This window comes from Clostridium sp. CS001, from assembly GCF_020443565.1.
Classification (GTDB): Bacteria; Bacillota; Clostridia; order Clostridiales; family Clostridiaceae; genus Clostridium_AD.
The window spans coordinates 13155-37511 of the sequence record NZ_JAIZZN010000032.1 but is presented as its reverse complement, the minus strand read 5'-3'; the positions used below and the strand labels follow the sequence as shown (position 1 = coordinate 37511).

The 24357-nt window shown below is 30.9% G+C and carries 28 protein-coding genes; 22 read left to right on the top strand and 6 right to left on the bottom strand.

All coding sequences use genetic code 11. From position 1 onward, the window contains the following. Positions 1-82 precede the first annotated feature (82 nt). From LGK97_RS16845 to LGK97_RS16825, 5 genes are all read left to right on the top strand, one after another. On the top strand, positions 83-1261 hold the full coding sequence (locus LGK97_RS16845) for an ArsA family ATPase (RefSeq protein WP_226260916.1): 1179 nt from the start codon (positions 83-85) through the stop codon (positions 1259-1261). After that, positions 1262-1486 (top strand): hypothetical protein, encoded by a 225-nt coding sequence (locus LGK97_RS16840; RefSeq protein ID WP_226260915.1) that lies wholly within the window; start codon positions 1262-1264, stop codon positions 1484-1486. Between the two features lie 43 nt (positions 1487-1529). Then, positions 1530-2696, top strand: coding sequence for an ArsA family ATPase (locus LGK97_RS16835; protein ID WP_226260914.1), 1167 nt, complete (start codon positions 1530-1532; stop codon positions 2694-2696). Positions 2697-3007: 311 nt separating this feature from the next. Further along, positions 3008-3592, top strand: coding sequence for a GNAT family N-acetyltransferase (locus LGK97_RS16830; protein ID WP_226260913.1), 585 nt, complete (start codon positions 3008-3010; stop codon positions 3590-3592). 162 nt (positions 3593-3754) lie between these two features. Further along, entirely contained in the window at positions 3755-4120 is a 366-nt protein-coding gene (locus LGK97_RS16825; RefSeq protein WP_226260912.1) for a DUF4180 domain-containing protein, read from the top strand. A gap of 121 nt (positions 4121-4241) precedes the next feature. On the opposite strand, the gene ftsH is transcribed toward LGK97_RS16825, so the two are convergent. Both ftsH and LGK97_RS16815 read right to left on the bottom strand, forming a co-directional pair. Continuing rightward, a complete protein-coding gene (gene ftsH, locus LGK97_RS16820) occupies positions 4242-6041 on the bottom strand; it encodes an ATP-dependent zinc metalloprotease FtsH (protein ID WP_226260911.1) in 1800 nt (599 codons plus the stop codon). A gap of 64 nt (positions 6042-6105) precedes the next feature. Next, positions 6106-7002: a DUF2156 domain-containing protein gene (locus LGK97_RS16815; protein WP_226260910.1), complete on the bottom strand. Its 897-nt coding sequence runs from the start codon at positions 7000-7002 to the stop codon at positions 6106-6108. 155 nt (positions 7003-7157) lie between these two features. Between LGK97_RS16815 and LGK97_RS16810 the strand changes: the two genes are divergently transcribed. Continuing rightward, positions 7158-7796 (top strand): TetR/AcrR family transcriptional regulator, encoded by a 639-nt coding sequence (locus LGK97_RS16810; protein ID WP_226260909.1) that lies wholly within the window; start codon positions 7158-7160, stop codon positions 7794-7796. 482 nt (positions 7797-8278) lie between these two features. Here LGK97_RS16810 and LGK97_RS16805 read toward each other — a convergent pair whose 3' ends face one another. From LGK97_RS16805 to LGK97_RS16790, 4 genes are read right to left on the bottom strand one after another with little or no spacing between them, the layout of a single operon-like run. After that, positions 8279-9211 (bottom strand): DMT family transporter, encoded by a 933-nt coding sequence (locus LGK97_RS16805; protein WP_226260908.1) that lies wholly within the window; start codon positions 9209-9211, stop codon positions 8279-8281. Between the two features lie 51 nt (positions 9212-9262). Next, positions 9263-11041: an aminopeptidase P family protein gene (locus tag LGK97_RS16800; RefSeq protein WP_226260907.1), complete on the bottom strand. Its 1779-nt coding sequence runs from the start codon at positions 11039-11041 to the stop codon at positions 9263-9265. Continuing rightward, positions 11031-12146, bottom strand: coding sequence for an ethanolamine utilization protein EutH (gene eutH, locus LGK97_RS16795; RefSeq protein ID WP_226260906.1), 1116 nt, complete (start codon positions 12144-12146; stop codon positions 11031-11033). The genes LGK97_RS16800 and eutH overlap by 11 nt, the downstream gene beginning before the upstream one ends. A 40-nt stretch (positions 12147-12186) precedes the next feature. Then, positions 12187-12753, bottom strand: coding sequence for a helix-turn-helix domain-containing protein (locus LGK97_RS16790; protein WP_226260905.1), 567 nt, complete (start codon positions 12751-12753; stop codon positions 12187-12189). A 281-nt stretch (positions 12754-13034) separates the two neighbouring features. Between LGK97_RS16790 and LGK97_RS16785 the strand changes: the two genes are divergently transcribed. The 16 genes from LGK97_RS16785 (at position 13035) to LGK97_RS16710 (ending at position 24002) form a co-directional block, all read left to right on the top strand. Then, complete coding sequence (locus tag LGK97_RS16785) at positions 13035-13538, top strand: hypothetical protein (RefSeq protein ID WP_226260904.1); 504 nt, start codon at positions 13035-13037, stop codon at positions 13536-13538. 55 nt (positions 13539-13593) lie between these two features. Next, positions 13594-13821 carry a hypothetical protein gene (locus tag LGK97_RS16780; protein WP_226260903.1) on the top strand — a complete coding sequence of 76 codons (228 nt, stop codon included), beginning with the start codon at positions 13594-13596 and terminating at the stop codon, positions 13819-13821. Beyond that, positions 13805-14662, top strand: a complete 858-nt coding sequence (locus LGK97_RS16775) for a glutamate ligase domain-containing protein (RefSeq protein WP_226260902.1) — start codon at positions 13805-13807, stop codon at positions 14660-14662. The genes LGK97_RS16780 and LGK97_RS16775 overlap by 17 nt, the downstream gene beginning before the upstream one ends. 196 nt (positions 14663-14858) lie before the next feature. Beyond that, complete coding sequence (locus LGK97_RS16770; protein ID WP_226260901.1) at positions 14859-15149, top strand: hypothetical protein; 291 nt, start codon at positions 14859-14861, stop codon at positions 15147-15149. A gap of 229 nt (positions 15150-15378) precedes the next feature. Further along, positions 15379-16212 (top strand): DUF2785 domain-containing protein, encoded by an 834-nt coding sequence (locus LGK97_RS16765; protein ID WP_226260900.1) that lies wholly within the window; start codon positions 15379-15381, stop codon positions 16210-16212. 191 nt (positions 16213-16403) lie between these two features. Beyond that, a complete protein-coding gene (locus LGK97_RS16760; RefSeq protein WP_226260899.1) occupies positions 16404-16814 on the top strand; it encodes a hypothetical protein in 411 nt (136 codons plus the stop codon). A gap of 141 nt (positions 16815-16955) precedes the next feature. Continuing rightward, positions 16956-17531, top strand: a complete 576-nt coding sequence (locus LGK97_RS16755; protein WP_226260898.1) for a GrpB family protein — start codon at positions 16956-16958, stop codon at positions 17529-17531. Positions 17532-17664: 133 nt separating this feature from the next. Further along, complete coding sequence (locus LGK97_RS16750) at positions 17665-17844, top strand: DUF4177 domain-containing protein (protein WP_226260897.1); 180 nt, start codon at positions 17665-17667, stop codon at positions 17842-17844. 139 nt (positions 17845-17983) lie between these two features. Next, positions 17984-18454: a GNAT family N-acetyltransferase gene (locus LGK97_RS16745; protein WP_226260896.1), complete on the top strand. Its 471-nt coding sequence runs from the start codon at positions 17984-17986 to the stop codon at positions 18452-18454. Positions 18455-18551: 97 nt separating this feature from the next. Then, a complete protein-coding gene (locus LGK97_RS16740; protein ID WP_226260895.1) occupies positions 18552-19469 on the top strand; it encodes a dienelactone hydrolase family protein in 918 nt (305 codons plus the stop codon). 124 nt (positions 19470-19593) lie between these two features. Then, entirely contained in the window at positions 19594-20004 is a 411-nt protein-coding gene (locus tag LGK97_RS16735; RefSeq protein ID WP_226260894.1) for a hypothetical protein, read from the top strand. Positions 20005-20009: 5 nt separating this feature from the next. After that, the gene (locus LGK97_RS16730) at positions 20010-20216 is read left to right on the top strand and encodes a helix-turn-helix transcriptional regulator (RefSeq protein ID WP_226260893.1); all 207 of its coding nucleotides are present in this window, start codon (positions 20010-20012) and stop codon (positions 20214-20216) included. A gap of 299 nt (positions 20217-20515) precedes the next feature. Then, a complete protein-coding gene (locus LGK97_RS16725) occupies positions 20516-20854 on the top strand; it encodes a hypothetical protein (protein ID WP_226260892.1) in 339 nt (112 codons plus the stop codon). 735 nt (positions 20855-21589) lie between these two features. Continuing rightward, positions 21590-22222, top strand: coding sequence for a class I SAM-dependent methyltransferase (locus tag LGK97_RS16720; RefSeq protein WP_226260891.1), 633 nt, complete (start codon positions 21590-21592; stop codon positions 22220-22222). Positions 22223-22262: 40 nt separating this feature from the next. After that, positions 22263-22826: a CHAP domain-containing protein gene (locus LGK97_RS16715; RefSeq protein WP_226260890.1), complete on the top strand. Its 564-nt coding sequence runs from the start codon at positions 22263-22265 to the stop codon at positions 22824-22826. Positions 22827-23177: 351 nt separating this feature from the next. After that, on the top strand, positions 23178-24002 hold the full coding sequence (locus LGK97_RS16710) for a GNAT family N-acetyltransferase (protein ID WP_226260889.1): 825 nt from the start codon (positions 23178-23180) through the stop codon (positions 24000-24002). Positions 24003-24357: the final 355 nt, after the last annotated feature.

The window sequence follows — 24357 nt, the reverse complement described above, 5'->3', positions numbered from 1 at the left end:
TCAGTATATCTGAGTTATTCTTAAAAGAAATACTTCTATAAGAGAACTATTCATTAAGAGAATTAAAATCAGGAGGGATAACATGGGGAGAATAATTATTTTTACTGGAAAGGGCGGAGTTGGCAAAACCAGCACTGCAGCAGCTCATGGACTTAAGGCTTCAATGGAGGGCATAAAGACTTTAATTGTCAGCACAGATATGGCACACAATTTAAGCGATATTTTTATGAAGGAAATAAAGAATGAACCTACAGAAATACAAGAAAACTTATGGGGACTTGAAATTGATCCTAATTATGAAATGGAGAATTATTACGGAAATATTCAAGCAGCCATGAAGAAAATTATGATTTTCAAAGATGAAAAACAAACAGAAAACTTTGAAGATATTGTGGTGTTTCCAGGAATGGAAGAACTATTTTCTCTTTTAAAGATTAAGGATCTATATGATAAGGGTATTTATGACTTAATAATTGTAGACAGTGCACCCACTGGAGAGACCATATCATTGCTGAAATTTCCTGAGCTCATGAGTTGGTATATGGAGAAATTATTTCCTATTGGAAAGGTGGCAATGAAAGTTCTAAGACCCATTTCTAAGTTTGCATTTAAGATGGAAATGCCCGATAAACAAGCCATGAATGATATTGAAAAACTGTATATAATGTTTTCAAAACTTCAAAATTTGTTAAAGGATAAAGAGGTTTGTAGTATAAGATTAGTTACAATTCCTGAAAAGATGGTTATTGAGGAGACAAAGAGAAATTACATGTATTTAAATCTTTATAATTTCAATGTAGATGCTATATATATCAATAGGATAATACCAAAGGACATAGATAATAACTTCTTTGATGAGTGGAAGTGTATTCAAAAAAAGTATGTGGAGGAAATAGACTCAATATTTCTAAACTTGCCTAGATTTAAAATTAAATGGTATGAGATAGATATTAATGGAATTGAGGGGCTAGAACTAATAGTTAAAGATTCTCTTGACGTTAAAGATATATTAAAGGTTCAAAATGTAGTCTTTACGGAGAAATTTGAGAAGGTAGAAGGCGGTTATAATCTTAAGATATATGTGCCTTTTGGTGATAAGAAAGATTTAGAACTATATGAAACTGGAACTGATATATCTATAAAAATAGGCAATTTCAAAAGGAATATTCCTTGTCCAAACTCACTGAGAAAGTACTTCATAAGTAAAGCAAATTTTAGTGAGGATTACTTATCCATATATTTTACGGAGAAGGTGGATTAAATGAATAGTGAAATAATTAAAAAGTTGATAAAAATAGAAAAACTTAAATATGAAGTTATAAAGGATATTCTTCCAGAGAAAGCACTGCTTAAGCTTAATAATTTTGAGAAGGAAGCTATGACAATTATAAAGGATATCGCCTTAGATTTTATTAATGAGTCTTCTGAAGGGTCTAAGGAAGAAGTGAAAAAAGAAGTTAAAAAGGTTAAAGTTGATTTTTTATAATTGATAGAAAAGAATTTTAAAGTATAGAGAGGAAGGGATTAAAGTGAGAATTATTCTATATACAGGAAAAGGTGGAGTAGGGAAAACTAGTGTTGCATCGGCAACAGCTTGTCATATTGCAATGCAGGGTAAAAAGGTACTGATAATGAGTACTGACCAAGCCCATAGTCTTTCTGATGCCTTCGGTGTAAAGCTATGCAATACTCCCACTAAGATTACAAATAATTTAGAAGCTATTGAGATGGATGCTCTCATTGAAAATGAAGCAATTTGGGGAAATATCAAGGGATATATAGAAAAGTTGATGCTTTTAAAAAGTGAAAAAAATATTGAAGTTGAAGAATTATTAGTTTTCCCAGGATTTAAAGATCTAATTTCTTTACTTAAGATTAAACAAATTAATGATGAAAATAATTATGATGTATTAGTAGTTGATTGTGCTCCTACTGGAGAAACTATGTCACTTTTAAAATTTCCAGAGCTCTTTAAGTGGTGGATGGATAAAATTTTCCCCATGAAAAGGAAAGCAGCTAAAATAGCAAAGCCAATAGTTGAACGTACAGTTAAAATACCACTTCCAGATGACAAAACTTTTGATGAGATTGAAATTCTTTATAATAAAATTGAGGAACTTCATGGGTTAATGCTCCAAAAGGATAAGGTAAGCCTTAGAATAGTTACTACCCCAGAAAAAATTGTTATTAAGGAAGCTAAAAGAAATTTTTCTTATTTACATCTTTATGATTTCAATGTAGATGCAATTATTGTTAATAAGATAATTTCAGAGGAAGGTGGGAAAGGGTATTTCCAGCAGTGGATGAAACTTCAAAGTGAAAACCTCAAGGATATAAATGAGAGCTTTAGCCCAGTTCCAATCTTTAAAGCTGAGTTAATGCATAGTGAAGTAAGAGATTATGATTCACTGATAAATATGGGTAATGTTATATTTGGAGAAACTTCTGCAGAGAAGGTGCTTTTTAAAGAAAAGATTTTTGAAGTTGTGAAGTTAAGTTCAGATGAAGGTTATTATTTGAATATCCATATGCCTTTCGTTGATAAAAAAGAGTTGAATTTACTCCAAAATGGAGATGAAATTAGTATTTCTATTAAGAATGAAAAACGGAATTTTACACTTCCACAAAAATTACATTCAAAGAAGGTAATTAAAGCAAACTACGAGGATGGGAAGTTAAGGATACTGTTTAAGTAAAAGACTTCATTATGATATTATTGTAAGATAAGTTTAAATGTGTTATAATTGATAGTGTGCTTAAAAGTGATTATAGACAATATGCTGTAGCACTGCAGGTTATGATTTAATGATATCTGAGAAGATATTTAGATTGCAGCATGGAAATAAACGTAATGGGTTAAGAAATATTTTGTGATTAGAAAGTCCACTGTTGAAAAATAGTAGACTTTTTTTGTTTTTAAAGCTATTTTCTTTAAAGGTTATATTGAAGTCGTTAATATTGCAGTACGGCAGGTGATGATTTAAGTATAAAGAAGGAGTTGTAAAAAATGAATAAACTAGATTCTGTATTTAATGAATTTCCAAGACTTGAGGCTGAAGGATTGGTACTGAGAGAGGTAGTCCAAAGTGATTATTCAGCTATATATGATATATATTGTGATGAAGATGCAGTAAAGTATCAACAAATAAAAGCTATGTCAACAATGGAACAAGCAAAGAAAGCAGTTGAGTTTTTTATCAATGGCTTTAAAAATAAAAAGTTTATTAGATGGTGCATTACACTAAAAGAAAATAGCGATGTTATAGGGTTAATAACACTTCATGATTTTGATGAGTGGAATTCAAAAGCGAAGATAGGGTACATGCTTAATAAAAAATATTGGAGACAAAACATAATGAGTGAAGCCACGATAAAAGTAATAGATTATGCATTTGAGGTTATAGAACTTAATAGAATAGAAGCATTGATAGATCCTGAAAATATTGCATCAATTAAATTAAATATAAAACTTGGATTTGCAAAAGAAGGTTTGAAAAAAGAAGCAGCTTATAATAAAAGAACAGAGAAATATGAAGATCGATTAATATTTGGGATTGTAAAAAGTTGTACAAAGAAAAATAATATGAAATAGTATTGATATTATTTGTGGATTAGTTAAAATATAAACAGGGTAGGATAATAAAATAGCATATATTCAATTTGTGGATAAGCATTCAATATTATCGTAATACTGTGGATGAAATGATTAAAAATTAACCACAGTATAAAAAGAGTATATCATTGGAGGAGAATCATGAAAATAACTACAATTAAAGAGAAGAATGCAGAAATTGCTGTTGTAAACAGCAGCGAGATAATTATAACTGATGTTCAGTCAGCACTAGATTTTATAGCAACAGTAAATTATGAAGTAGGTTGTTATCGTATAATTTTAAATAAATCAGCAATATGTGAAGATTTTTTCAACTTAAGAACAAAGCTTGCAGGAGAAATATTACAAAAGTTTATTAATTACCAAGTAAAGATTGCTATAGTTGGTGATTTTTCTGTGTATGCAAGTGAAAGTCTCAAAGATTTCATATATGAGAGTAATAAGGGAAGGGATATATTTTTCTTGGCAAATGAAAAAGAAGCTGTTGAAAAATTGAGTATTGGGTAAGTAAGATTTCTATGCCATCTAGAAAAGATGATCTTGAGAAATTAGATAGGGAGTATTATGAAGTTTTAAATCAGTTGCAGCAAAAAAAGCACAGGCTAAGTGTAGCCTGTGCTTTTATTAATTAGCTTCTTGCAAATATTTCTTGGAAATCCACTGCTTCAAGCTTCTCACGTAGTAAAAGCTCCTCTGCAACAGCATTAAGTTTACTTCTATTCTCAGTTAGAAGTGTTAATGCTTTTTTATATGCTTCATCAATAAGTCTTTTTATTTCTGCATCTATTTTGCGTGCAGTATCTTCACCGTATTTTCTATCGTTACCCATGTCTCTTCCTAGGAATACCTCATCATGGCCTGAGCCAAATGCTATTGGTCCAAGGGATTCACTCATACCATAGTCCATTACCATTTTTCTTGCTATTGTAGTTGCTCTTTCAATGTCATTGCTTGCACCAGTACTAATATCTCCAATAACCAGTTTTTCAGCAACTCTACCACCTAATAGCCCTACAATTTCATCTTCAAGTTTTGCTTTTGACATATAAGATGTGTCTTCTTCTGGAAGACGCATAGTATATCCACCAGTTCTTCCTCTTGGAACTATACTTATTTGGTGAACGGGGTCTGACATTGGAAGTAAATTCATTACAATTGCATGGCCTGCTTCATGATATGCTGTAAGGGTTCTATCAGCTTCACTAATTATTCTGCTTTTCTTTTCAGGTCCAGCAATTACTCTTGTAACAGCTTCTTCAAGTTCGGTCATACCAATAAGCTTTTTATCTTTTCTTACAGCTAATAGTGCAGATTCATTCAGTAAGTTTTCAATATCTGCTCCTGTAAATCCAGGTGTTCTTTTTGCAAGTACACTAAGTTCAACTTCTGGTGCAAGATGTTTATTTTTTGAATGAACTTTCAAAATTTCTTCTCTACCCTTAGTATCAGGTACTCCAACGTGTATTTGTCTGTCAAATCTACCTGGTCTTAATAATGCAGGGTCAAGTACATCTGCTCTATTTGTAGCTGCAATCATTATTATTCCTTCATTTTCTCCAAAGCCATCCATCTCAACTAAAAGTTGATTTAATGTCTGCTCTCTCTCATCATTTCCTCCGCCGATTCCAGCACCTCTTTGCCTTCCTACAGCGTCAATTTCATCTATAAAGATTATACAAGGCGAGTTCTTTTTTGCTTGCTCAAATAAATCACGTACTCTAGAAGCTCCAACACCTACAAACATCTCTACAAAATCTGAACCTGAGATGCTGAAAAATGGAACTCCAGCTTCGCCAGAAATAGCTCTTGCAAGAAGTGTCTTACCTGTTCCAGGAGGCCCTACTAGTAAAACTCCCTTTGGTATACGAGCACCCATTTCAATATATCTTTTCGGTTCCTTTAAAAAGTCCACTATCTCTGCAAGCTCAGCCTTTTCTTCATCTGCTCCTGCAACATCATTAAAACTAACTTTTTTCGCATTAGGGTCCGTTAGTTTTGCTTTGCTTTTACCAAACTTCATTACGCCGCCGTTTCCGCCAGCACCTTTTGACTGTTTCATGAACATAAAAGCAACACCTACAAGCATTAACACGAATAATAAATTAGGTAAAATTCGTAACCACATTAATGAGCTAGATGGTTTTAAGTATGTTTCTGAAATAGCTGGGTTCTTTGGATTATCTTCAATGAACTTAAATAATCTAGCAGATGGAACAATAGTTTTGAAGGTACTTCCATCTTTCAAAGTTCCTGAAACTGACATCTGATCATCTTGCACCGCGAAGCTTGTTATAGTATTATTTGTCCAATTACTCTGAAACTGATCAAAACTAATATTTGTTGAATTTTGATCTGCCTTTGGAAACATATACACTGCAATAAAAACAAGAAGGATTGCCCAAACGACAATGCCCGATTTTTTTTTCATTATAAAGCACCTCTCTTAATATATTCTTAACTTATTATAGTAGTTACATTATCAGTTGTTGATGCTAGAAGCTAAGAATGAATTTCTTCTCTAGTTTTAGAGGATAATAAGACATTTTAGATTTTCTAAGCCCATCAATACCCATGTCTTGCTCTCTATTTATTATTTCAACATTATTAAAACATTTATCTATAAATGTTTTTGCGATAAAACTATATATACCATTTATATTTTTATCACCTTTTTCAATGTGAATTACGGCAAGTTCTTCGCTTAAACTTTCACCAATACTAAATGCTGCTACTTTTCCATTCACATACACTGCTATTCCTTTAAGCTTTAACAAATTCATATTATTAACTAGATTGCTTATTGCAATGAGTTCATAATAAAGCTTAATGTCTTTTTCATCTGTTTCCTCATACCACTTTTGGGCTGCATCGATAACATCGTTAATTACTTTTTCATTAGTTATTTCAACTACCTCATAGTTGTAGCTTTTAGTAAAAGCATTGTAGTGATTCTTTTTTGAATGAAGCTTTTTACCTGATAAAGTCATAAGTTTTTGGGCTTCATATAAATAGTCAAAGTTATCTCTATCTTCTTCTACAAAAAAAATATTTTTGTGGTTAAGTAAAATATTAAATTCCTCTATAAAGCTTTCTTCTAAATCCTTAAACAAGTATTTCATATGATTTTCTTCTCTATATGCTTTTAATTGTTCTATAATCTCTTTCAAGTCTTCTTTATTATACCCTAAAGGCTGCATGAAATGATAGTTCCCATCAAAATCTTTCTTTTTTAATATAAGAGCTTGTTTATATATGGTGTATTGAATATCGCAGGCATCTTTCCAAATATATAAGCTTGTAAAAGAATATTCACAACTCATAAATTTGTATGGATATATATATTTGTCTATAATGTTTTTATCTTCTAAAGATAGTTTTTTAAATATCATAAATATTTCACCCCTCGGTTCCTATGGTTTATATTTGGAATTATATCATAGTCATTAGTAAAACACAACAGTTTCAAAACTATTTAGTTCAGTTATGTTGAAAAAGTGTTTGCAGTGTGTTATATTTATAGAAAATGAAGAATGGAGGCTAGATGATGGATGCAATAAATAAATCTGATTTCATTGAAAATATTGAAGAAAAGGCCCCATGTAAGCTTGGAAGACCTGTAGATAAACAGCGTGATCTAGCTATTTTAAAGGCAGCCTTGGAGCTGGTAGCAGAGCATGGCTATGACTGCGTTACTATGGATGCTATTGCATTAAGAGCTAAAGCAGGAAAAGCTACTTTATACCGCAGATGGAAGTCTAAACCTTACCTTGTTGCAGAAGCCATAAAACTTATGATGCCTTGTGAGCAAGAGTTCGATACGAAGCGTTGCACAGGCAACTTAAGAGATTATTTATGTGAATCACTTAGCATATATTTTGGGATACAAGACAAGGTTAGGCAAAAGGTAATGCTGTCCATTTCAACAGCAATAAGCAGAGATAAACTATTATCACAAGCGCTTCACGAAGATTGCATAACAAATCAAACCTGCATATTTAGTGATGCCATAGAGTGTAGCATAAATAAAAAATTAGACAAAGATAAATTAAAGCTCATCTCAGATGTGGGGCCGGCATTATTATTTTATGAACTCATAGTTACAGGTAAACCTATTAAAATGGAATATGTAGAACATATTGTTGATCATATAATAATTCCACTTATAGAAATTAATAAAAAATAAAAGCTCCCTTTCAGGTAATTATTTATTAAGGCTAGAAAAGATATTATTAAAAGGCAGATGCCCTAGGACACCTCCCTTCTAATAATATTTTTTAGATTTTTAAAGCCTTCAAATCTTTTAGAAAAGCCTATGACATTAACCTTTCTATCTTCCCTTTAGAGGGTTGTTTTTTTGATTTTTTACCAGTGTTTTTACTTTCTTGATTATTTTTTTTGTCTATATGAGCCATTGCAAACGCCTCCTTTATTCTAATTAATATCAGAAAGAAATTGTTATTTGCTACTCTCTTAACAACATTTTGGAAGCTTCAAGTCTGCCATCTTCTATAAGTGGCAGTTGTCTAGCTCAGAAAAGTTACTTTGGTGATAGTCTAAATCTGCTTTCAAAGTTGTTAATATTGCAGCACCGCAGGTGATGATTTAATAATAGATTCTAATATTAATATAACCAAATTCATAAAGCGTATGTGAGGAAAAGGTTACTTATTTGATTGTAATACTTTTGTCTTTATTAACCATCCAAATTCCAAAGCATACTAACAAAAGTGCAAATACATTTTTAACTTCTAAAATGTTTTCGCCTAAAAATATGGCTGAAAGTATTGCTCCAAAGATTGGAGTTAAAAAGATAAATACTGAAACGGAACCTACTTTATTGTGTTTTAATAGTAAGGACCAAAGTGTAAATGCCACTGAGGACAGTAATATCAGGTAGCTTAATAGCAAAGTTGAGGATAAAGTAAAGTTAGTAACACTTCCTCCAAAACCCATACCAAGGAATGTTAAAAGCACCCCTCCAAGAAATAAACTATAGCCTGTTACTACCATTACGTCCATGCTTTGGGTAAGTTTTTTGCCATAAATAGCTGCCACTGAAAACATAAAGGAAGAAATAATTACAAATCCTTCACCCTTAAAATTAAGAGAAAAATTAAGTAAATCAGCATTGAAGTTTACAATCATAACTCCAACAAAGCCTACAATACATCCTGTTATTTTTCTTAGGCTTAATTTATCATTATTATATATATAATGAGCTAAAAATACGCTGAAAAATGTTCCCATGGAATTCATTATGGAGCCTTTAACCCCAGTGGTATTTGATAATCCAATATAGAAGAATATATATTGAAGAGTTGTTTGCGTAATTCCAAGGATAACTAGATTTAAAAAGTTTTTCTTAGTAAAAGCAAACAACTTTTGTCTAAAAGCTTTAGCAAGTATAAGCACTAGTAACCCGGCTAGAGTAAATCTATATCCTGCAAATACAATTTTTGAGGATACATCAGCAGAGCCAATATTAAATAGTATATATCCTGACTTTACTGCAGGGTAAGCACTTCCCCATAATAAGCAACATAGAGTTGCAATACAAGCCACAAATCTTTTATCTGTAAAAATTTTATTGTTATTCAAAATAGTTAAATTCCTTTCCCTTGTAGACTTTTTAGTTATAATAATAGTTTATTATATTGATTTAGTTTCTTCCAGTAGCCATGCTTTCTCTTCTTCATTTAAAGAAGGGGCAAGCTTTGCATATACATCTTTATGATAATCATTTAACCATTGTTTTTCGCTTTCATCGAGCATAGCTACATCTATTCCAGCCAAATCAATAGGGTAATAAGTGATTGCTTCAAATCTTAAAAACTCACCATACTCTGTTTTTTCATCTTCAATTACCAGGATCATATTTTCAATTCTAACGCCATGCTTTCCTTCTTTGTATATTCCAGGTTCATTAGTAATAACCATTCCTTTTTCAAGCTTTACAGTGTCAGGCACTTTGCTAAAACCTTGAGGGCCTTCATGAACATTTAAGAAAAAGCCCACTCCATGACCTGTTCCGCACTTATAATCCAAGCCGTGTTTCCAAATAGGTTGTCTTGCAAGTACATCTAAGGCAGAACCTGTTGCTCCATATAAAAATTTAGCAGAGCTTAAGGCAATGAAACCTTTTAATACCAAAGTGAAATCTGTTTTTTCTTCCTGGGTAAGGGGTCCAAGTACTATGGTTCTTGTAGTATCAGTTGTCCCATTAAAATATTGTCCGCCTGAATCAACTAAGAACATACCTTTGCTTTCTAATGTATATTGAGTGTCACTGCTTGCTTTATAATGCATCATAGCAGCATGATCTTTGTAACCTGCTATAGTGTCAAAGCTTGGCCCAACAAATAGTTCATTCTGTTTTCTAAAGCCTTGCAATTTATCATCAGCAGAAACTTCTGTAATTTCTTCTTTATCTACTGAGGTTTTTAACCATTTTATAAATTTCACAAGAGCTACGCCATCATTTACTTCGCAGCATTTTATATTTTGTATCTCAGTTTCATTTTTAATAGCTTTTAATTTAGTAGTGATATTAGGACATTCCGTTTTTGTCGCACCAGGGTTAATAGCATTATATAAGTTGGCACTTGTTTTACTAGCATCAAAGATAATTTCATCACTTGATGTAAGGCCTTTTAAAAATTCTTGTATTTCATTATAATTTTTAAGTACAACCCCTTCAGATTCCAGTTCAAGTTTAACATCCTGGGGAACCTTTGAAGAATCAACAAATAAATAACAACTTTCCTCCGACAAAACTAGGTTAGATACTACAACTGGATTATTTGGAACATCAGAGCCTCTTATATTTAATAGCCAAGCAATGTCCGCAAGTGAAGATAATAAATAATAGTTTGCACCGTTTTTCTTCATTTCTTCTCTTGTAAGTTCTAGCTTTTCTAATCTAGATTTACCTGCGTACTTTACGTCATGAACAAAAATTGAACCCTTTGGCATGGCTGGTCTGTCATTCCACAATTCATTAATTAAATCTTGATCCATTTTTAATATAAGGTTCTTCTTTTTAAATTCTTTTTCCATGTTTTTAACCATAGTTACGGGAAAAACACTTCCATCAAAACCAATTACGCTACCTTCTTTAAGGACATCTTTTAGCCACTCTGTTGAGGTGGGAACACCTGGATCTACCATTCTAAATAATTTAATTCCGCTGCCCTTGAGTTGGTCTTCAGCTTGAATATAATATCTGCCATCTGCCCATAATATTGCATGGTCTAAAGTAATAACTACTGTACCTGCAGAACCTGTAAAGCCTGATATCCACTGCCTGCTTTTGAAATGCTCTGCTACATATTCACTTTGATGTGCATCAAAACTAGGAATGATATAAGCATCAATGTTATTTTCCACCATTAATTTTCTAAGACTTTCAACTCTCTCTTTAATCTGCATAATTTAATCCTCCATTTTCTATAATATTATATGACTTAGCTTCACGTTCATATAGCCATGATGCTAATACAATACTGATTGCCCCAGCTGTAAGCTTAGTTATAATAAACGCTCCCAGCATTTTTGGCGCTATTCCTGACACAAAACCAAACTGACCACCAAATACAAAGGCTCCACTTACTCCAAAGGCAGTACAAATTACTTTACCTTTAGGATTCATCTCTTTATATGAAGCAAATATCAACAGGTTACTTGCTAAGTTTCCTAAAATACCTGCTAAGGATACTGAATTAATTCCAAACTTTTCACCAATCTTTTCAAGACTACTTTTAAAAGTTCGATTTATAAGTTCAAGCATAGGGTAGGCTCCACCTAAAACAAATGCTATTTTACCTACTATAACTGTTGATTCTGAAAGGGGTGCAAGTCCAGAAACAAGCTTAACTCCCAATATAGCATCTACTCCTTGCAGAAGTAATCCAACAATGCTCAACGACATTATTAATTTTCCAAATAAATTAAAACCCTTCATTAAAAGAGTAGGTGTTTTTAATAGTCCAATTACCAAAATAATAGCAAAAGCAAATATAGGCAATAGGTTCCAAAGTAATATACTAAAGTTTATTTTCAGTGAAAGTCCACCAATAAGGCATCCTATGGGGATAGATACAAGGCCAATCATAACTCCTTTAGAAAAATACTTTTCATCCTCTTTAGAAAGCATTCCAAGGGCAACAGGTATTGAAAAGCTAATAGTTGCGCCTAAGGTTGAGGCAATAATAACTCCAGAAAATAACCCCATTTCATTTGTTGATGCTATCTTAGCAGCAACTTGATATCCTCCCATGTCCATAGCTAAAATAGACGCAGGGAATATTGAAGGATCTAAATGCAGAGCTCTGCACAAGGGAACAATGGCAGTAGCTAGAGAATTTGAAAGTACGGGAGCTAAAGAATATATTCCTATCATTCCAATGCCCAAAACCCCCATGGTTTTTATTCCTTCCTCAAATTTTCCTCCAAGCTTCAAAGGACTTCCCAGTATATAATCAATTCCTCCAATTACAAAAAAAGAACCGATTAAATATAATATAATTTTATCCATGTGTGTGTTTCTCCCTTCCTATAGACGTTATAAGTACGATTTAATTATTTTTACTATTATAAATATGGTTTGGCGTATTTACAGTGAGAAGTTTAACTTTCTTATTAGTGTAGTTCGCCCAATTATGTGTAATGTTTGAATCTATATGAAGGCTGTCACCAGGATAAGCATCATGAATTTCATCATCAATACAAACAGTTAATATCCCCTCTAATACATAAACGAACTCTTCTCCCTCATGTTTATAGGATATTATTTCTTCTTTCGTCTTTTGAGGAAGAATTTCGATAAGTCTTGGAAATAGTTGTTTGTTTTCTAAGTTGGAGCTTAAACTATACTTAATAAAGCCACCGTCTTCTACATCTAGCAATTCTTGCTCGTAACTTCTCAAAATCTTATCTTTACTTTTGTGTGGATAATCAAAGAAGAAAGTTAAATGCACTTCCAAGATTCCAGCCAACTTTTCTAATGAATCAACTGCTATAGTGGTAAGGCCTCTTTCTAGCTGAGACAAAAATCCAATAGATAAATCACTTTTCATACTTAACTCTTTTAAGGTAATGCCTTTCTCAGTTCTTAATTGTTTAATTTTCATTCCAATATTCATAAAACCACTCCTAATTTCATTCATGTAAATATTATATATTATTTATTGGGGAATTCATATAATATATTAAAATAATTTCATGAGAGTGAAATATTATAGAGATAAGAGAAATTGATGGATTTGCAATAATATAGTCTTGAACTGTATTAAGCATAAATTGAACTGTTATCCTTTATATGTTAATATTGAAGTGATCTACCATTTTAAATGATAGAGTAATTGTTTGCTAGCATAGAAGATTGATTAAATTACAAAATATAAATATATAGGAGTGTATCATCATGAAAAAAAAGCTTCCATTATTATTTATAGTAGGTTTAGTGTTTGCATATGTACTATATTTTAATTCTAAAACAGTTATATACATGGGTAAAAGTGATGTTGTTTTGAAAAATCACAAGTATAATTCAAAAGAAGTGTATATTATAAGATTTCAAGCGCCCTTCACAAAGTTTGAACGGTGTCAATCAAATAAAAATAAACATGATGACTTGAGTGTACCAAAAGATACAGAATTTATTATTTCACTCAATGCTAACATTACAAGGCCTTTAAAATGGCAAATAGAAGAGATGAAAGATATTAAAATTTTAGAATGTAAAGACTCTAATTTTATAGAGCCCTATGAATTTAAATTCACTTCTTTAAAGGGTGATTCCAATAGAAGACAGAATTTTTTATTTAAGTCTAGATCAAGGGGTAGTGAGAAGAGAGTATTTAAATATATGGATATTGATAGTTCGGAGGTTCAAGGTGAACTCGTACTAAATATCGTGGTTAAGTAAGTTTGTTAAATTAATAGCCTTAATCTAAGTAATATGATAATAGGAGTGAATTATATTGGAAAATAATATAGAGGTTCTAAAATGTCATGATTTAAGTCATATAGAGGATATTAATATTTTAGCTATATCACCTGCCATTTTAGATATTTCCCCTAATCATCCAGAAATACTGGAAGCTAAAAAAAGAGAAATTTTAATGACATGGCAGGAGTTTTCAGCTAAATATGTGCAAAATGACAAATTTGTTATTTCCATTGCAGGTACACATGGTAAATCTAAATGAAGTTAAGAATTCTTTTAAAAACTTTATAAAAAGGCTTAAAGGTCCGAAAATTTTAATTGTTAATGAAGATAGTACAGCTATTAGAGAAATTTTATGTGAATTAAAAGACTGGTTAAAGGTCGAAGGAGTAAAAGTTATTGGATATTATATAGATAATAAGTTTGAATTTCCTTTTGACATGGAGTATAAAGCCCAATTGGGTTCAAATACCCCTGAATATTCATCATTTAAAGTAATAAATGGAGACAAAGAAAATGATTTTAGGCTTGGACTTATAGGTAAACATAATGTTTATAACTCTTTAGGGGTATTAATTACTGCCTTAGAGTTAGGTGTTGATATAGATGCAATAAAGAATTCCTTTGAAAATTTTAAAGGAATAGGAAGAAGGCTAGAATTAATAGCAGATGTTGATGATATTAAGGTTTTTGATGACTTTGCTCATCATCCTTCAGCAGTAGCCACTACATTAGATTCAATTAAACTTAGTTATCCAGGAAAAAAAGTTTTTGCTATTTTTGAACCCCATCAACTTTCAAGGGCAAAGCTATTTTTTAATGAGTTCGTTATGGCATTAAAGAAAGCAGATAGAGTTATTATTACAAAACCATTTTTAGGACGAGAAGCAAATAAAAACATAGAGCCAGTTAATTTTGATATGCTATGTAATGAAATAGATATAAGTAAAGCTGAATATATAGAAAGCTCTGATGAAATATGTGGTAAAATCCTTAGAAAAGTTAAAAGCGGAGATATAATTATAGTTTTTGGGGCAGGTGATGCTTATAAATTATCTAGAGAAATTAGTAATATATTAACTGAAAAGGCCATGTTTAAGTAAAATGTTGATGTGATTTTTAAAATAATGATAAGAATAAGTAAAGATAGATTTGTAAGTGAATGAATTCTATGTAATATAATTTGTTTTTAATTATCTACCCAATTTTTTGTTTCAGAACTCTCAAAATTACTAGTTCTCAATGTTCATATCTTGAGTAACAACCTTAGAATTTAGAGCATAAGAAAGGAGGAATAATATGGTTCATAAAGCTTTGTTAAAGAAAATTAATGGTAGCATTCAGTGGATTGTTGGCACTGCGATGATAGGTGTTTGTATTTACTATTTTTTTATCGATAAAGATATATTGAAAGGAATGATGATAATTATAATGTGTGGTGGAATTGTCATTACTAATGCAGGGAGTATTATTAATAATAAATTTTTTGAAGATAATTTCAGTTGGAAAAATAATTGGTGGAATATTATGCAGGTGTGTATTTTTTCAATGTTTATTGTTGCGAAAATAATATTGAATTATCGGTACTAGCATTAATATCTTCCATTACGGATTCATTTGAATTAGTATTTTATTATGAAGCATTACATGAGGTACTACATTAAGTTAAGAATAGAGAGTATTCCATGAAGGATTACTTTAGTAGTGGAAATAATATAATGAGAAGGTGAAGTATGTATAATAACGACTTTTGAAAAAAAGATAGTAAGCTATGGCAGTAGAAGGGAACTAAAAAAATATTGAGAGGTTGGGGAAATGTATGGAAAAGCAAGCGTTAAAGACATTATTAAGAAATATAAAAGATAACAAATATGCAGTACCAGAGGATGTGAACCCATATAAATTATCCTTAGTGATGATGGATTATATAGGAGATATTGACGGTGAGTTGCGCAATGACTTGCTTTATGGTGTTCAGGTAAATTGGATAATGACTGATGTTCTGACATTTGAAGAAGCACACGATATATTTATGATAGCATTAGACGAAAAACATATTTTAAATGGATTGGGAGAAATTAATGATACGGTTTTTGGCAGAACTTTTTCCGTTGAAGTGGCTGCATGTATCATCTATAAGCACAGGAAGCTTTTATCTGATAGCGATATTTTAAAAGCTTTTAATACAGTTTTGAAATTTTATAATGAGGACAGGGATGTAAGAGGCTTTGTTGAAGGTAAAAGCTGGGCTCATGGGGCTGCCCACGGTGCTGATGCCCTGGCAGAGCTTGCACAATGTCAGATAATAGGCTATGAAGGTCTAAAAGAGATACTCGATTCAATTCATAAAAAAATTAGCATAGATTACTATGGATATATTAACAACGAGGATGAGAGGATGATATCGACTGTTAAGGCGGTTTGGGAAAGAGATATAATTCCTGTAGAAGAAATTGAAGAATGGATCAGAAACGTTGGTAACATAGAAAAAAAAGGTATAGTTCCTGATTATTTATTTATTGAATTCAATGTAATTCTTTTCTTAAAAGGCTTATACTTCAGACTTGTTGGTAATACGAAGTATGAACAAATAGCAAAAATAGTTAAAGAAGTGCTAAAAAATGCAAGTCGTTTTGGTGAGGATTACTCATAAACCGATTATATAGACAAGTAATAGATTCCAATTTGTAGAGTGGTAGTAGCATAATTTTAGTGTCAGTTAATTCGTATCTTTCATAAAAGAACTACTAAGCTAATTCCTTAGTTAGTAGGAGTCTGTAAGATATTATGCAATAGTTTATGTACCTATAAGTATTATTAAATTTTAATAGGGAGATGATTTTTTTGAAAGATGGATTAGGGAAATCCAGATCAGTTATTATGGTATTGGGAATGCTCATTTTTATCTTTGTTTTAAAACTACTGGAATTTTTCTTTTATTACGACCTTGAAAACGGATATCCTAATATTGTTAGTCGCATAATGGATTCGTCTTGTATACTTGCATCTGCATTTTCATTATTAACTTTTATAATAATATATTTTTATTTTAGAAATAAAATAGTAGACAAACGTAAAGTATTAATATTATTAATACTAGTTTTGATATTTACTATTTCTTTAATATATTTAGTTGTAATTGCATTCAAATACAGTTTCCCAACTAATATGAGAATATCGAGAATTGTAGGATTATTATTATCAATGATTACATGTGCATTTATTGCTTATAAAGGAATGATTGTAAAACATTAATTTGAGTATATATTAAAAATCTTCTATATATAATCATAATTAATATTTAAAAGAATGGTTATGTTTAAGTATACTGTTGAAAACTATAATGCTATATATATTTACAAGTATATCCAATATTTATATTAGGGGGGAGAAATTTTGGAAAAACAATTAGATGAAATGAATACAGAAGAATTAGGAAGACTGTTTCCCATTATTATAAGTGAGCATGACCCAATGTGGCGTACTTTATATTTGTCTGAAAAAAAGAACATTGAGCAAATGATAGGTTTAAGTAATATTGTAAGAATAAATCATTATGGGAGCACTTCTGTACCTAATTTGTATGCAAAACCTACGGTTGATATTTTATTAGAAATTCAAAATGACATGGATACAAAGAGAATAATCTCTTTACTCAAAGGAATTGGTTATGGTTATAGCCCTCAGCCAGATAAACCTGCTCCACATATGATGTTTATGAAAGGGTATACTCCAAATGGTTTTAGTGGTCAAGCATATCATGTTCATGTGCGTTATAGCGGTGATTGGGATGAACTATATTTTCGAGATTATTTAATATTACATCCTGACATTTTAGAGGAATATGGAAAGTTAAAACTACAACTGAAAGAAAGATATGAATTTGATAGAGAAGGATATACAAGTGCAAAATCTAACTTTATCGAAAGCATTACTGAACAAGCAAGGAAAGAATTAGGAGAGCGATATTAGTCCTATTATTGGAACAATGTGTATCTAAGCTTAGTTAGAAATATTCTTAAAAGACCTACTAAATCAATTTCTGGGTTAATGGGCAATCGTTAGAAAGTGCAAATTAAAAATTATTAATAATTAGGGGGATACTATGTGGGAATACAAAACTGAGATATTTAGTTCAATGTGGGATACCAAACGTTCTCTAAAACAAAAATGCAATGAGATTCTTTTCAAACACGCAAATGAGGGTTGGGAACTTGTTAATTTTCAATGTATGGATATGCTCGGTTCTATGATGATGTTTGTATTCAAAAGACAAAAGAAGTAAAATAACACTTTAATTCATACTTTTTCTTTATATATTGTGAATCTCTCTCAAAAATGCGATAGATTCAACTTTTTCTTTAACTGCGAATTAAAGATAATCTATATAATATGTAATTGGATGGTAGATTGAGGAGGACATAATGGAAATTAGGAAATATCAAAATACAGATTTTGATGAGATAGCAGAGTTGTTTTATAACACTGTACATTCAATCAATTTGAAAGATTATAGTCAGGTACAAGTAGATGTTTGGGCAACAGGAAAATTAGACACGAATAGATGGAACAAATCACTTTTAGAAAATTACAGTATAGTGGCAATTGAGGGACGACAGATTGTTGGCTTTGGAGATATTGATAAAACAAATTATTTAGACCGACTCTATGTTCATAAAGACTTTCAAGGCAGAGGTGTTGCAACGGCAATTTGCGATGAATTGGAGAAACAGGCAAATGGTGATACAATTTCAGTTCATGCTTCAATTACAGCAAAACCTTTTTTTGAAAAAAGAGGTTATAAGGTTTTAAAGGAGCAACAGGTCGAGGTGTCAGGAGTTTTTCTTATAAACTATGTAATGGAGAAGCATAGGAATTTAAATTCCTATGCTTGAACACAAAGTGTCCAAGAAGGTTATAGGTACAATTAGTATTTGGAATATTGATAAGGAACAAGGAACAGCTGAGCTGTATTTGTTATAAGGGGGTAGCATGGGAACAAATAATGAACATATGGTAAAACTTATAGGTTTGGAAAATGTCAGTAATAGTATTAATTATGAGGTTTTAGAAACAACACAATGTAATGGATATAGACGTGAACTTATTCAATACTTTGTACAAGAACGTAAAATCGTTGCTTTTTTGCTTTTACCAGATTCAGAAGGAAGGCACCCAGCTGTTTTAATCAACCATCAACATAACGGAGAAAGAAACCTTGGCAAAAGTGAAGTCTGTGGTCTTGCAGGAAATCATCTACAAGCATTTGGGCCCAAACTGGCAGAGCAAGGATTTGTTGTTATTGCACCAGATTCATTGTGTTTTGAGGATAGAAGAGTCAACACTACGGGAATCAAGGAGAATGCAGATGATGACGATATGCAGCATTTTCTTACAATGTGCTATGGAATACTTACTGGAGAAACTTTGGCTAAGATAGTTATTGAAGATGCAATGGGGGCTATTAGTGTGCTAAATGGACTAGGATGCGTTGATAAAGGCAAAATAGGATGTTTAGGACATTCATATGGTGGCAATACAGCAATTTATCTTGCTGCATTTGATAAAAGATTAAGTTATGCTTGTGCAAGTGGAAGTGCTGCAACCTTTAAAAACAGAATTCAGAATAATGTTGGTATTGAGATGGCAAGCATTATACCCAATTTTGCGAAATACTATGATATAGATGATGTGGTATGTGAGATTTGTCCTACTAAATTTTTAATTGTATCTGCAACAGATGATAAATATTCAAAAGATGCAATGGATATATACAAAAGTGCAGAAAAAGAATACAAAAGATATAATGCAGGGCAACAGCTTAGTATTAAACAATATGAAGGTGGACATGCGCTTACAGCAGAAAGATTTCAATATATTATTGATTGGATTGTTAATGCTGTAAAATAAGCATTAGGAAATGGGCATAAAATTTATAAGATAAACGATAAAATTTCATATTGACAAAACTTCCATAAGGTTATATATTTATAACATACAGGTTATAAATATATAACCTTGAGGAGGTTTTTTTATGAAAAGAAAAATGAATATTAAATTTAGGCTTGCATTTCAATTATTAGGAGTACTATATTTATTAATTACTTTATTACTGATTAAGCTAAATCTAATTGCTACTGGAAATTTTTTTACTGTCCCAAGTGTTCTTTGGATTATATTTTGTATCATAATTATGTTGAATGAAAAAAGATTAAGTGGCATAAGTGATGAGTTTGTAATTAGTATCTTATCTAAAGTAAATAAGATTGGTGTGAATTTTTTAGCGATTTCAATTCTGACGTTAAGCGTATTGCTTATATCTCCTCATTCTAAGAATTTTATTATTTCAAAGTTTGCAATAGGAATTTGCTTATTGTTAATCCTATTTATATTTACTTTAATAAGATTATTATCCTTTATATATTATGACAGAAAGGGGATTTGAAATACGTGCCAATTCTAAATACAAACATTAAAGAATATAGAGAAAAAGCATTGATGAAGCAAGCTGACCTTGCAAAATTAGTGAACGTTAGACGAGAAACTATACTACATTTAGAAAATGGGAGATATAATCCATCCTTAAAGTTAGCTATGGATATAGCCAAGGTATTTAATACCACAGTTGAAGAGTTATTTGAGTTTGTTGATGAATAAATATAACTTATTTTTATAAATAGGCGTCATGAACAGTGAATTATAGGTTTGTGCCTATAAATAAAGGGTATGCAAATAAGATTGCATACCCTTTATTTATAAAACTTTCGAGGTAAAGACTGAATGCTTTTAATCTTTACTATTATGTTATATAATGGTACCAATGATTTAAAATAGCAATTAATGATGTATACTGTCTAAAGTGACTGAGAGGGAGCATTCATATATAGTTCGTCAATGATATTTTATGGTATATGAATAGTTATAAAATACGGCATATTAAGAGAGGATCATTGAAGATGAAAAAACAACATATCGTAACAATCATATTGTTTGTAATATTAGGCATATCTATTATATTAGATAAAATTGGATTCACATTAATTAGCAGAGTAGTTGGAGGAGTATTTACAATTGTGACATTAATTTTAAAATTAGACGACATAAAAGCAATGAATAAAAAGTTGCTTGCAACCGCATTAACTATTAATTTAGTTCCAGGTTGTGTACTTCTTTATGCTATCTTTATGACTACAAACAGTAAATTAATGTATGGCAGCATGATATGTTTTTTTATTTCTATTCCAGCAGCATTGGTTCTTGTTGAAATTTATAGAAGAAGAAAATTAAATGGCTAATTGATTTAATTAATAGTGTCAAAATTACCAAGTCAGATGTGGAACTACGTGTTGGAATAGGTTTGGGTGTGACATAGATAGATATACCATAGATGATTTAAGAAATTATTATGATGAAAATTAAGTTTATACAGATTTCTCAACTTTTAAAATAGTTATTGTGATGTCTATTGTTATGCTTTGTGTAGTAATTATAATTTGCACCTTAAATATTATTAAGGCTATAAATAGTAATAATAAGAATGGGTAGCTATGAACAATATTCTTTAAAAACCTACTAAGTTAATTCCTTAGTTATTGGGAATTTGTAGGTTATAACCTATTACTATGGAGGTATAATTATTATAAAATCACTCATATACAAAAACCCAGTAATATCAGCAATTACAATCAATCTTATGATTATAATTTTGAATGTATATGCAATAAATCAAAGAATAGAACCACTTATAATGTCCTTAATGTTATTAACAACTGTGAATAAACAAATTATTTATAAAGGTCAAAATATTGATAAAAAAAAGAAAACTATAATTTATATCAGTATTTTTTCAATGATAATTACTAATTTAGCCTACACTACGTATATATATATTGTAAGGAGAATGCAACTTATTAATAGTTTTTAATAAACAATTTCCTTAAATTCTTCAACAAGCTTAAATCTATGATTGATGAAGAATAGTAGAATATGACGGTGCAATTAGAGACAAATTTGTGTAGATTGAGATGGAGGTGGATAAAACGGTAATTTTAAATAAGGGTGTAATATATGATAAAATGGTTCAAGAAAAATCTGGAGATGAACTTGGATTATTCGATAAATATGAAGATACATTAATAAAAATAAGAGATAAGATAATAGGATATGATATAAAAAGCATAATTGATTTTGGGTGTGGAACAGGTAACTTATGTGGTCTTCTAAGTGGAAAAATGAATGTTATAGGAATAGCTAAGAGTTCAGAAATGATTCAAGAAGGTAAAAGAAAATACCCTGAAATGAATTTTATTGAAAGTAGTATGTTGGATGTCTTAAATATAAAAGAAAAAGCAGATATTGTAGTATCATCTTATGTGTTACATGGGTTAATTAAGGAAGAAAAACAGAAAGCACTCTTTAATATGTTATTACTTAGCGACAAAAAAAGAGCCATACTAATAGATTTTATGTTTGAAAATATTAAAACAAAACAAGCATATAAAGAAAATTTATTAAGAAATAACAGGGCGGATTTATGGAAGTTCATAGAAAGTAAACATTTTTTTATAGTTGAAGATTTAAGGCAGTATATAGAAAGACTTAATTTGAAAATTACATTTGAACATGTCGTAAACTTAACATGGATTGCCGAAATTTATAAATAGTAATTTGTAATGGGTATTATTTGATTTTAGGAGGTGCAAAATGAGTACAAAAGACACTTTGGCAAAAATAGCAAAAACAGAGGCCTTAAAATGCTTTCACGGATTTGATATGCAGATAGAATCAAATATTGATTTAATAATATATGATTTTCCAAACTGGTCGTTAGAAAAAGCTGATAGAAATTGGTGTGCTGCCTTCGTGTATTATTGTTGCAAAAAAGCAGGTTATGATATTCCAAGACGTCCGAACGAATGTTGTTCATGTAATTTAGCAGGTTGTGGTGCTTGGGAGGAATGGGCTTTAGCAGATGACAGAATAGATTATATTGCAGGTACTGATGATTCTTATACACCTGAAATTGGAGTTGTTGTACTCTTTGATAAGGTTTTCAATAGCTCAGAGCATGACCACATTGGAATCGTTATAGAAAACAAACCCGATTCAATCGTTGTAGCAGAAGGTAATATCGATAATATTTCTGGGATAATTGAACGAAAGAAAGATTCACATATACGAGCATACATTCGAATTCCAGATAACTTCTCGTATAATGAAAATGAGCATACCCTGCAATCTACAAATTCCAATTTATCGAGTAGTTAATTCACAATCTCTTATATGACGAACAAAGCCAAAAAGAGCTAAGGGGTATAATCAACGAATAAGATGTAGTGCAAATATGCCACTACCACTAACAACACCTTGCCGGTTCCGCTAGCGCTACACCCAAATGCCCCAGCTAACCAAGTCGGAGTTTAAGGAAACAACATAAGAGCTATGTAAGTTTTCTTAAACTCCTGTAACGCTGGGGCACTTCGGCAAGCCAGACGTTATACGGAATTTAGAACATAAAAATGATTCCTCATAAGTTATATAGATTTCTGAATGTAATCTATTAAACGCGAGGTTAGGTGCAAACTTCCAGAAAATAAAGTTGAAAAATAGGGGGATATTATGATATATAAAATTAGAGATAGTAAAAGAAAACATATGTTAGAAGCTTATGACAAAGATAATAACTTAGTAGGTGAAGCTGTAATTTCACCTTTTATGGACTCAGATTTATCTGAAAAACCTAGACTAAATATTTATATTGATATTAAGGTGACAGATGTTGCAAATAAGATCCAGCTAAAAGATCAAATGTTTGATGAAATAATCAAGCGTGCGCGTGCTATAAAAGAAGAAAACAAAGATATTGATGTAAGGGTATATCATTGTTGTTTTTCGGATAACAATGAGAATATTGCATATTATTCATCTAAAGAAGGCTTCAATCATGATGAGGGTATGCATATAATAAAAAAAGAGATAACTGAGGAAAAATTCGATATTACAGATATTAATGGCATTGATTTTGTTAAACTTGAGCTTATAGACGAAGATGAAATAATACAGTTAGTAGAAAAGCAAAATAAAGTATTTATTTCAGGTTATTCCTTAGAGGATTTAAAAAAATTGAAAATCGAAAATGAGTGGTTCAGTATAGCAGCCAAGCATGAAGGTGAAATCCTAGGTAATATCATAATTATTATAAAGGAAAATGAATCAAACATTAAGTATGGTTGGGTAGACGATTTATTTGTTTCAAAGGAATGGAGAAACCGAGGTATTGGTGAAAATTTAATACTTAGAGCCTTAAAAGATTTAAAAGCTTTGAGTATTAAGGAATCAAGCTTGGAAGTGTGGAGTGCAAATAAAAGAGCATCATCGGTTTATAGTAGTTTAGGATATAAGTTTCATGAAGAGACACAGTCATCAATTGGGATGTTTCTTTAGTGTTTATGTCGTTTTATTATTGTAACTTGGTATTTTAAAATTATTATAAGTGATTATTCAAAAATTAATCACTCTAAAATTATTTAATATAGTAATAAAGTGAGTTCAAATTATTATTTAGTATAAATCATATTTAAGAAAAATGGGGTAAGTATTGCTCAACGTGTAGTGGCTAAACTCCGTATAACAAAATACTCCAGTTCGCTTTGCATGAGAAGACTGCAAAGCACACCTGCGAAGCTAAGAGAAGAGCTTTCTAAGCTTCTCGTATCTGTAGTAAGACACGTTAGATGCAATTTTAAATCAACTTAGTGACAGCTTAAAAGTTTTTTATTTATTTTTCAGAGACGCAATT